This is a genomic window from Pseudochrobactrum sp. AO18b, assembly GCF_000409565.1.
GTDB classification, from domain to species: domain Bacteria; phylum Pseudomonadota; class Alphaproteobacteria; order Rhizobiales; family Rhizobiaceae; genus Pseudochrobactrum; species Pseudochrobactrum saccharolyticum.
On record NZ_ANNO01000091.1, the window covers coordinates 1 to 7,282 of the forward strand.

Consider the following 7,282-nt stretch of genomic DNA (forward strand, 5'->3'; position numbering starts at 1 on the left):
GGGGGCGGCGTTTTCAATATCAGCATAGTGATACAAATTACGTATTCATTGAATCGAAGAATTCAGCATTATTCTTCGTCTGTTTCAGCTTATCGATCAGGAACTCAATCGCATCGGTTGTGCCCATTGGCGAAAGAATACGACGCAGAACAAAGATTTTCTGTAGATCCTGACGCGGTACCAGCAGATCTTCCTTACGTGTACCGGATTTAAGAATATCCATTGCAGGGAAGATGCGCTTATCAGCAACCTTACGGTCAAGCACGATTTCCGAGTTACCGGTACCCTTGAATTCTTCAAAAATAACTTCATCCATACGCGAACCGGTATCGATCAGCGCGGTTGCGATAATGGTCAGCGAACCGCCTTCTTCGATATTACGGGCCGCACCGAAGAAGCGTTTCGGACGCTGCAATGCATTCGCATCCACACCACCGGTCAGAACCTTACCGGATGAAGGAATTACGGTGTTATAAGCGCGGCCGAGGCGGGTGATCGAGTCAAGCAGAATGACCACATCGCGGCCATGCTCAACAAGGCGTTTTGCCTTTTCAATCACCATTTCGGCAACCTGAACGTGACGGGATGCCGGTTCATCAAAGGTCGAAGATACAACTTCGCCCTTCACCGAGCGCTGCATATCGGTCACTTCTTCAGGACGTTCATCAATCAGCAAGACGATCAGATAGCATTCCGGATGATTGGCGGTAATCGAATGCGCAATATTCTGCAGCAGAACCGTTTTACCGGTACGTGGCGGCGCCACGATCAGACCACGCTGGCCTTTACCAAGCGGTGCAACCAGATCGATCACACGGGCTGAATTGTCTTTATTGGTTGGAACATCCAGTTCCATTTTGAAACGCTCATTCGGATAGAGCGGTGTCAGATTATCAAAATGGATTTTATGACGGATCTTTTCCGGATCCTCAAAATTGATCGTATTCACTTTGAGAAGTGCGAAATAGCGTTCGCCTTCTTTCGGGCTGCGGATCGGCCCTTCAACTGTATCACCGGTTTTCAGCGAAAAACGGCGGATCTGCGAAGGAGAAATGTAAATATCATCCGGGCCCGGAAGATAATTGGCATTTGCCGAACGCAGGAAGCCAAAGCCATCCGGCAATAATTCGACGACACCTTCACCGATGATTTCGACTTCCTGAGAGGCAAGGCTCTTCAGAATAGCGAACATCAGTTCCTGTTTACGCATAACACTGGCGTTTTCAACCTGTAGCTCTTCAGCGAGAGCGAGCAGATCGACAGGTGTCTTGTTCTTAAGATCTTGTAGTTTCATTTCCTGCATGGGTGCGGAACTCATATTATAAAAGATTGAAAAAAGAAAAATGCAGTTGAGCGCTCATAATGGTCATGAGGGGCATGACCGGCATCGGAAACCTGCTATTCTTGAAGGAAGGTGTCTTTCCTTAACCGGTTCCGGTGATTTGAGCAAGAGCCAAGCTGCTTTGCAGCTCTATAAAATCGTCTCAGAAGATGAAATTACGCTCTGAACAGCGCTCAAAGCGTAATTTCTTATTTTTATATAGGGATCAAAACGGCTTTACGACAACCAGAATGACGATCAAAATCATCAGAACTGTCGGAATTTCATTCACAATGCGCCAATGTTTGGTTGATTTGGTATTTTTATCCTGAGCAAACATTCGCACGCTCTTGGAAAGATAGCCGTGCAGACCGGACAGCAAAACAACCAGCAAAATCTTGCCATGCAGCCAGCCGCCACGGAATTCAAAGATTTTCCACGCCAGCCAGAGGCCCAAAACCCAGGTCACAATCATCGCCGGATTGATGATATAGCGCAGCAACCGGCGTTCCATGATTTTAAAAGTTTCGGATGCTTCAGATCCGGTCTTTTCCTGACTGTGATACACAAAAAGCCGCGGCAGATATAACATGCCCGCCATCCACGCGATCACAGCAATAATATGAAATGCTTTGATCCAGAGATAGGCTGCATCTGTCGCTGCAAAAAACAGCGCATAGGCTGCAATGGCAGTTATAGCGACAGCAACCACTGCTCTCACAGCAGGATTGCCTGTATTTGTGCCGGATTTATCCATTATGCACCTGCCTGACGGATACGGTTGACCATTTGAGCGACATTTTCAAGCGGCGCCTGCGGTGTGATACCATGACCGAGATTAAAGATCAGCGGTCCCTGCCCCAGCTTCTCGAGAATAACATCAATGCCTTCATCCAGAGCTTTGCCACCGGCAACCACACGCAGGGGGTCCAGATTGCCCTGTACAGCACCTTGTTGCTGTAATCCTTGAGCGAAGGTCAGCGGCACAGACCAGTCCAGCCCAAGAGCATTGACGCCGGTTTTGGCGCGGTAATCCCTATAGAGCATCCCTGCCCCTTTCGGAAAACCGATAATCACTGCATCAGGATGGGTTTCACGGACTTTTTTAACAATGCGGGCAACCGGTTTGATACAGAAATCTTCAAAGCAATCTTCATCCAGCACGCCGGACCATGAATCGAATATCTGAACCGCATCGGCACCGCAATTAAGCTGTTCAATCAGATATTCCGCAGAAATATCTGCAAGATCAGTCAGCAGTTTGATGAAAACATCACGGTGCTGATAGGCAAACAGACGTGCCGGTGCCTGATCGGGTGTGCCGTGGCCGGCAATCATATAGGTGGCAACAGTCCACGGAGCACCGCAAAATCCGAGCAGCGTGGTTTCATTCGGCAATTGCTCGCGCAAACGGCTGACGGTTTCATATACAGCGCTTAATTTGGCTGCTTTACCTGTAATGTCGAGATCTTTGATTTCATCAACTGTCACAGGTGTCATTAAAGGTCCCCTTCCTTCTTCAAAGCGAAGGTCACGTCCAAGAACGTGAGGGATGACAAGAATATCTGAAAAGAGAATGGCTGCATCAAAGCCATAACGGCGGATAGGCTGTAGTGTCACTTCCGTTGCTAGTTCAGGATTATAGCACAGATCAAGAAAGCTTCCTGCCTGCTGCCGTGTCTGGCGATATTCCGGCAGATAACGTCCTGCTTGTCTCATCATCCAGATTGGTGGTGGAAAGACGGTTTCACCTTTGAGAACGTTCAGAACTTTACGTGTCATGCGATTTACCCACACCGGTTTTCCCCGGTTATCCCATAAAGAAAGTGATGATTTTTGGATTCTTATGATTCTTAGAGTCTGTTGATAACGGGGATTAAATGTTTCCCTGAGTTTTCCCACAGGACGATCATGAAAACCGGCTGATGTGGATAAATTGCCCATCAAACGGGAAAAAGCAATGCGACTAAAAATTTCTCAATAAAAACCAACACTTATTGGAAATATCACTAAACCTATCCTGTGGAAAACCATTGAATGAATTCAGTGCAACTTTGAATTGCTCCTGTTACCCACAGTGTTTATTGTCACGAATATACAGTCCGGCGCGCTGTGGATGAATCCTGTTTAAATCAACAGGCAATGAAAGACGTCTCTGAGCCGGTACTTTTTACACACAGCCATCAACAGGGATGTGAGAAATCTGTGACAAAGACTCTTTCTTACTTTCATCTTCATCTGATTTCAGATGCAACAGGAGAGACTCTCCTTGCAGCAGGCCGTGCGGCGGCCGCTCAATACAGCCATGCGCGGGCGATTGAGCATATGTATCCGCTGATCCGTACCGAGAAACAGCTGGCTAAAATTCTGGAGAATATTGATGCCGAACCGGGCATTGTTCTCTACACCGTGGTGGATCAGAAACTGGCTTTGAAAATTGATGAAGCCTGTTCGCAGATGGGCATTCCGAGCGTTTCTGTGCTTGAACCGGTGCTGGCAACTTTTCAATCCTATCTCGGAGCACCTGCCCATCGCCGTGCCAGTGCGCAGCATGTGCTGGATGCTGATTATTTCCGCCGGATTGATGCGCTGAATTTCACGATGGAGCATGATGACGGGCAATTGCCGCCAGATCTGGAAGAAGCAGATATTATTCTGATCGGCATTTCCCGCACATCCAAAACACCGACCAGTATTTATCTTGCCAATCGCGGGATCAAAACGGCTAATATTCCGTTGGTTTTAGGCATACCGCTGCCGGAAGCGCTGCTTCATGTGAAAAAGCCGCTTGTTGTCGGGCTGATTGCCAGTGCCGAGCGTATTTCTCACATCCGTCAGAACCGTTTGCTGGGTACGTCTCCGGGGCTGGATACGGAGAGCTATACGGATCGTATCAATATTGCGCAGGAACTGGCCTATGCGCGCAATATTTGTGAGCGCAACAACTGGCCGGTGATTGATGTGACGCGTCGTTCGATTGAAGAGACAGCCGCAGCTATTCTGGCTCTGCGCCCGCGCGTCAGAACGGATGATTGATAGGTATTTTTTCACTGTGCTGTGTAGTGAAATATCTGATATTCTTCAGAGAAGTATTTTGAGCTGCATATATGGCAGTGAGTTTTTTTGATATTTGAACGGAGTTTTCAATATGGCACTGCCTTTGATCCTTGCTTCTCAAAGCCCTTTTCGTGCAGCACTTTTAAAAAATGCGGGCATTCAGTTTACATCGCAGAAAGCCAATATTGATGAACGTGCAGTAGAAGCACCGCTTTATGAAACCGGTGCAACGCCGGAAGACGTGGCGCTGATCCTTGCAGAAACCAAAGCGGAAGAAGTGAGTGAACGTTTTCCGCATGCACTGATTATCGGCTGCGATCAGACATTATCACTCGGCAATGAAATTTTTCACAAGCCTGCGGATATGGACGGTGCGCGCCGTCATTTATTGGCTTTGTCCGGTAAAACCCATCAGCTGAACAGCGCGGTGGTGCTAGTGCAAAACGGCCAGACCGTATGGCGCCATGTTTCAGTTGCCAATATGACAATGCGTCATTTGGAGCCGGGCTTTATCGGCCGTCATCTGGCGCGGGTCGGTGATATTGCGCTTTCCAGTGTCGGTGCTTATCAGGTTGAAGGTGAAGGCATTCAGCTTTTCGACAAAATAGACGGTGATTATTTCACCATTGTCGGCCTGCCATTACTACCTTTGCTGAAAGAATTGCGTGCCAGAGGAATTATTGATGGCTGAGATGAAACAGGCCTTTGTAACCGGCTTTCCTATTAAACATTCGCGCTCGCCTTTAATTCATAATTACTGGCTGCAGCGCTATGGTTTGAGCGGCTCTTACAAGGCGATTGAAAACAGCCCTGAGAACTTTTCGCATTTTGCTAAAACCCTTGCAGAACAAGGCTTGCGTGGCGGGAATGTGACGATTCCGCATAAGGAAACTGCCTTTGCATTATGTGAAAAACGTGATGCGGCAGCAGAGGCCATCGGGGCTGTGAATACGCTGTGGATAGATGCGGAAAATAAGCTCAATGGCGGCAATACGGACGCCTATGGTTTTGTCGCAAATCTCGATGCGCAATTGCCGGATTGGGACAAAGGCGGCAAAACGGCTTTGGTTCTGGGCGCAGGCGGTGCCAGCCGCGCGATACTTTATGCTTTGCTGAATCGTGGATTTGAGAAAATCATTGTAGTGAACCGCACTGTGGAGCGGGCGCAGGCTCTGGCCGATCATTTTGGTTCAAAAATTGAAGCTACAGGCTGGGATCAGGCACAGGGCTTTGTCAGCTCTGCTGATGTGATTGTGAATACAACTTCACTGGGCATGAGCGGTCACGGCGAGGCAGAGGCCTTTCCGCTTGATTTTTCCGCAGCCAAAGCCGGTGCGGTTGCAACGGATATTGTCTATATTCCTTTGGAAACACTGTTTTTAACTCAGGCGCGTCAGGCTGGATTACGCTGTGTGGATGGTCTTGGCATGTTGCTGCATCAGGCAGTGCCGGGCTTTGAATACTGGTTCGGCGTGCGTCCTGAGGTGACAGATGAACTGCGTCAGATCATATTGAATGATGTTCAAAAATCTTGATAGGCAGACTTATGATAAAGCTTGGACTGACCGGCTCAATCGGCATGGGGAAATCCACAACCGCACAGATTTTTGCGGATAGAGGTGTGCCGGTTTATGATGCCGATGCGGTCGTCCATCAGCTTTATCAGTCTGAAGCCGTGCCGCTGATTGCGGAAGCTTTTCCTGAAGCTGTTATTGGCGGACAAGTTGATCGTAAAATTCTGTCGGCCAGTGTTCTGGGCAAGCCGGATGAGCTTAAAAAGCTTGAGAACATTGTTCATCCGCTCGTCCATGCTAAAGAACAGCAGTTTTTGCGCGATGCTGAGGCCAAAGGTGCTAAGCTGGTGGTTCTGGATATTCCGCTGCTGTTTGAAACCGGCGGAACAGGTCGTGTGGATAAAATTCTTGTGGTCAGTGCACCTTATGAAATGCAACGGGAACGGGTGCTTTCCCGTGAGAATATGACGGGAGAGAAATTTCAGTCTATTCTGGCACGTCAGATGCCGGATGCTGAAAAACGCGCAAAAGCCGATTTTATTGTTGATACGGGGCAGGATAAAGAATTTGCCCGTCAGCAAGTTTCAAAGATTTTAGAAAAGCTGTTAAACACAGCTGTATAAGCAATTTACAGGACGAACCATGCGCGAGATTGTTTTCGATACGGAAACCACCGGCCTTGAGAAAAATGAAGACCGGGTGATTGAAATCGGCTGTATCGAGATGGTGAACAAATTCATCACCGGCAAAACATTTCATATCTATATCAATCCGCAGGGCAAAAAGGTTCATCCGGACGCATTGGCAGTTCATGGTATTACCGATGAAAGTCTGCTGGATAAGCCGACCTTTCCTGAAATTGCGGACGAGTTTCTGACCTTTATCGAAGGCGCAAAACTGGTCGCGCATAATGCGATGTTCGATATCGGCTTTCTGAATGCCGAACTGGAGCGGATTGACCGGACACCGATTTCTACCGACGTGGTGATCGATACGCTGGCTTTGGCGCGGCGCAAGCACCCAATGGGGCCAAACACGCTGGATGCACTGTGTAAGCGTTATGGCGTCGATAATGCGCATCGTAAATTGCACGGTGCATTGCTTGATACGGAATTGCTGGCAGAAGTTTATATTGAGCTGCTCGGCGGCCGCCAGACATCTTTGGGTCTGAGCGTACAATCTGCAAATGAAGACAAGAACGGCAATGAACCTGTTGCAGAGATTGTTCTGAAAGCGCGTCCCCAGCCCCTGCCCTCACGCCTGACTGCTGATGACCTTGCTGCGCATCAGAAGCTCATTGATAAAATGGGTGATAAGGCAATCTGGAAAAAATATCTGAACTGATTATTGCTTAGAAAATAAAAAAGCCGCTGTGTCTGAGACGCAGCGG

At 48.3% G+C, this 7,282-nt stretch carries 8 protein-coding genes; 5 read left to right on the top strand and 3 right to left on the bottom strand.

Translation table 11 applies throughout. The annotated features are described in order from the left end of the window. Positions 1 to 37 precede the first annotated feature (37 nt). The 3 genes from rho to hemE form a co-directional block, all read right to left on the bottom strand. On the bottom strand, positions 38 to 1,303 hold the full coding sequence (rho, locus tag A918_RS0104130; RefSeq protein WP_022709829.1) for a transcription termination factor Rho: 1,266 nt from the start codon (positions 1,301 to 1,303) through the stop codon (positions 38 to 40). A gap of 244 nt (positions 1,304 to 1,547) precedes the next feature. Further along, complete coding sequence (gene hemJ / locus A918_RS0104135) at positions 1,548 to 2,078, bottom strand: protoporphyrinogen oxidase HemJ (protein WP_022709830.1); 531 nt, start codon at positions 2,076 to 2,078, stop codon at positions 1,548 to 1,550. Then, entirely contained in the window at positions 2,078 to 3,103 is a 1,026-nt protein-coding gene (gene hemE, locus A918_RS0104140; protein WP_022709831.1) for a uroporphyrinogen decarboxylase, read from the bottom strand. The genes hemJ and hemE overlap by 1 nt, the downstream gene beginning before the upstream one ends. Before the next feature lie 360 nt (positions 3,104 to 3,463). On the opposite strand from hemE, the gene A918_RS0104145 reads away from it, so the two are divergent. The 5 genes from A918_RS0104145 (at position 3,464) to dnaQ (ending at position 7,236) form a co-directional block, all read left to right on the top strand. Then, entirely contained in the window at positions 3,464 to 4,357 is an 894-nt protein-coding gene (locus A918_RS0104145; RefSeq protein ID WP_022709832.1) for a pyruvate, water dikinase regulatory protein, read from the top strand. 112 nt (positions 4,358 to 4,469) lie between these two features. Beyond that, the gene (locus A918_RS0104150; RefSeq protein WP_022709833.1) at positions 4,470 to 5,069 is read left to right on the top strand and encodes a Maf-like protein; all 600 of its coding nucleotides are present in this window, start codon (positions 4,470 to 4,472) and stop codon (positions 5,067 to 5,069) included. Then, the gene (locus A918_RS0104155; RefSeq protein ID WP_022709834.1) at positions 5,062 to 5,913 is read left to right on the top strand and encodes a shikimate dehydrogenase; all 852 of its coding nucleotides are present in this window, start codon (positions 5,062 to 5,064) and stop codon (positions 5,911 to 5,913) included. Before A918_RS0104150 ends, A918_RS0104155 begins: the two co-directional genes overlap by 8 nt. A gap of 11 nt (positions 5,914 to 5,924) precedes the next feature. After that, positions 5,925 to 6,515: a dephospho-CoA kinase gene (gene coaE / locus A918_RS0104160; protein WP_022709835.1), complete on the top strand. Its 591-nt coding sequence runs from the start codon at positions 5,925 to 5,927 to the stop codon at positions 6,513 to 6,515. 19 nt (positions 6,516 to 6,534) lie between these two features. After that, the gene (dnaQ, locus tag A918_RS0104165; RefSeq protein ID WP_022709836.1) at positions 6,535 to 7,236 is read left to right on the top strand and encodes a DNA polymerase III subunit epsilon; all 702 of its coding nucleotides are present in this window, start codon (positions 6,535 to 6,537) and stop codon (positions 7,234 to 7,236) included. Positions 7,237 to 7,282: the final 46 nt, after the last annotated feature.

Bases quoted from the DNA above. Each gene is read 5' to 3' on its own strand.
- rho (WP_022709829.1), bottom strand. From the start codon at position 1,303: ATGCAGGAAATGAAACTACAAGATCTTAAGAACAAGACACCTGTCGAT.
- hemJ (WP_022709830.1), bottom strand. From the start codon at position 2,078: ATGGATAAATCCGGCACAAATACAGGCAATCCTGCTGTGAGAGCAGTG.
- hemE (WP_022709831.1), bottom strand. From the start codon at position 3,103: ATGACACGTAAAGTTCTGAACGTTCTCAAAGGTGAAACCGTCTTTCCA.
- A918_RS0104145 (WP_022709832.1), top strand. From the start codon at position 3,464: ATGAAAGACGTCTCTGAGCCGGTACTTTTTACACACAGCCATCAACAG.
- A918_RS0104150 (WP_022709833.1), top strand. From the start codon at position 4,470: ATGGCACTGCCTTTGATCCTTGCTTCTCAAAGCCCTTTTCGTGCAGCA.
- A918_RS0104155 (WP_022709834.1), top strand. From the start codon at position 5,062: ATGGCTGAGATGAAACAGGCCTTTGTAACCGGCTTTCCTATTAAACAT.
- coaE (WP_022709835.1), top strand. From the start codon at position 5,925: ATGATAAAGCTTGGACTGACCGGCTCAATCGGCATGGGGAAATCCACA.
- dnaQ (WP_022709836.1), top strand. From the start codon at position 6,535: ATGCGCGAGATTGTTTTCGATACGGAAACCACCGGCCTTGAGAAAAAT.